This is a genomic window from Pseudomonas taiwanensis, assembly GCF_013393345.1.
In the GTDB taxonomy this organism is placed as follows: Bacteria; Pseudomonadota; Gammaproteobacteria; order Pseudomonadales; family Pseudomonadaceae; genus Metapseudomonas; species Metapseudomonas resinovorans_C.
On the sequence record NZ_QJRF01000041.1, the window covers coordinates 1 to 1,705 of the forward strand.

Consider the following 1,705-nt stretch of genomic DNA (forward strand, 5'->3'; position numbering starts at 1 on the left):
CTGATCTATTTTTCCTACTCTAATCCTTTGGAAATAGAGAACACGTTCTAGGTCTTCATGGAGGGAGAAGCCATGCCCAGGGTGGGGCGGGTTCTGTTGCCAAATTATCCACATCACATCGTTCAACGTGGCCATAACCGACAGGTTGTTTTTGCCGAGAATGCGTATTTCGAACGTTACCTGGCCGACCTACGTGAGTTGAAGGGTGCCTTTGGGGTGAAGGTGTATGCGTACTGCCTGATGACCAATCATGTGGATGGGAAAAGGGGACAGATTTATTTTTCCTGCTCTAAATCTGACTCACGGGGTGAGATTAGAGTAAAGAAAATAAATCTGTCCCCTTTTTTGGATGATCTACAACCCCTCAACTGGACAGGTTGGTCATATTCAACCGTAAGGTCTAAGTGATGGATATTTGGGAAATATTGCAGGATGAGCTAGAGCGCTATAAAAGTAGCACTCTTGCCGTTCGGCACTGCCTGAGCGCTTATGAGTCAAAATGTACTGAGCTAATTAAAGAGATTCCTTGTAGGTCTTTTGATCAAGCGCAGGATTGCTTTGATGCGCTGTATGCTATTCAGAACAAGTTGGCAGTTGCTAAATATAAATATGAATTCAGCCTGCCTGACAGGCTTGATATTTTTGTATACCAGTTTGAGCGCGATGACATTAGCTCTAGGGAGTATTGGTATGGGAAGTTCAAAGAAGGTCAGGAGTGGCCTCATGATGAATAGCAGAAAAAGGGAAAATTTATCTTTCCTACTCTAATTCAGAAAAAGGGGGCAGATTTATTTTTCTATTCTAAACCTGACTTACGGGGTGAGATTAGAGTGCAGAAAATAAATCTGCCCCCTTTTTCTGTTTGTTTAACCAAGTCAAGGAAGCGGCGGGTAATGTAATGGGTGGAATTGTTTCCGAAGCTGCTAGTGATAAGGTCTCTGAGGGAGTGGGCAAGGTTGGGAATTAAAAAGAGAGGTGTCTTGTTTTGGGTAATGTTTTCCGGGCTTTTTTTTATGGCCTCTGTTTTTTCAGTTCTAGTCGCTTGTGTACTTAGTGTGGTGATCACAATGCTGCTTCGAGGTGAGGCAGTAGAATTGATCAATATAGTTCGGTTGTCTGTAGCTGATGCGTTGCGTGGAGGTGTTTTTGTAACCGGGGCAGTCATTATAGTTATCCTTGTGAATAGGTTTATGTCTAAGGGGGTGAGCGAGTTTCTTGAAATACAGGAGGCCGTTTTACCCTATAAGAAAAAGGGGGCAGATTTATTTTCCCTACTCTAATTCTAAAGAGGGGAGAGTGGTTTAAGTTTTTCAAGGTGGAAGAAACCATGCCCAGGGTGGGGCGGGTTTGAGTAGATAAATAAATCTGTCCCTTTTTCGAGTTGATGCTCGATTTGCTCGCTGAGCAGACAAAAACTATGCACTTTTCTGGCCTTCTCTAGAAAAGGGGACTGATCTATTTTTCCTACTCTAATCCTTTGGAAATAGAGAACACGTTCTAGGTCTTCATGGAGGGAGAAGCCATGCCCAGGGTGGGGCGGGTTCTGTTGCCAAATTATCCACATCACATCGTTCAACGTGGCCATAACCGACAGGTTGTTTTTGCCGAGAATGCGTATTTCGAACGTTACCTGGCCGACCTACGTGAGTTGAAGGGTGCCTTTGGGGTGAAGGTGTATGCGTACTGCCTGATGACCAATCATGTG

At 44.2% G+C, this 1,705-nt stretch carries 2 protein-coding genes and 1 pseudogene; all 3 read left to right on the plus strand.

Going from position 1 to position 1,705, the window contains the following annotated elements:
* Positions 1-72 precede the first annotated feature (72 nt).
* A pseudogene (locus tag DM872_RS07655) lies at positions 73-255 on the plus strand (transposase); the annotation flags it as partial.
* A gap of 152 nt (positions 256-407) precedes the next feature.
* Positions 408-734 carry a hypothetical protein gene (locus DM872_RS07660; protein ID WP_179058917.1) on the plus strand — a complete coding sequence of 109 codons (327 nt, stop codon included), beginning with the start codon at positions 408-410 and terminating at the stop codon, positions 732-734.
* Between the two features lie 788 nt (positions 735-1,522).
* Positions 1,523-1,705: transposase (locus DM872_RS07665; protein WP_179058918.1), on the plus strand; the 183-nt coding region annotated here is incomplete at its 3' end.

Bases quoted from the DNA above. Each gene is read 5' to 3' on its own strand.
- DM872_RS07660 (WP_179058917.1), top strand. From the start codon at position 408: ATGGATATTTGGGAAATATTGCAGGATGAGCTAGAGCGCTATAAAAGT.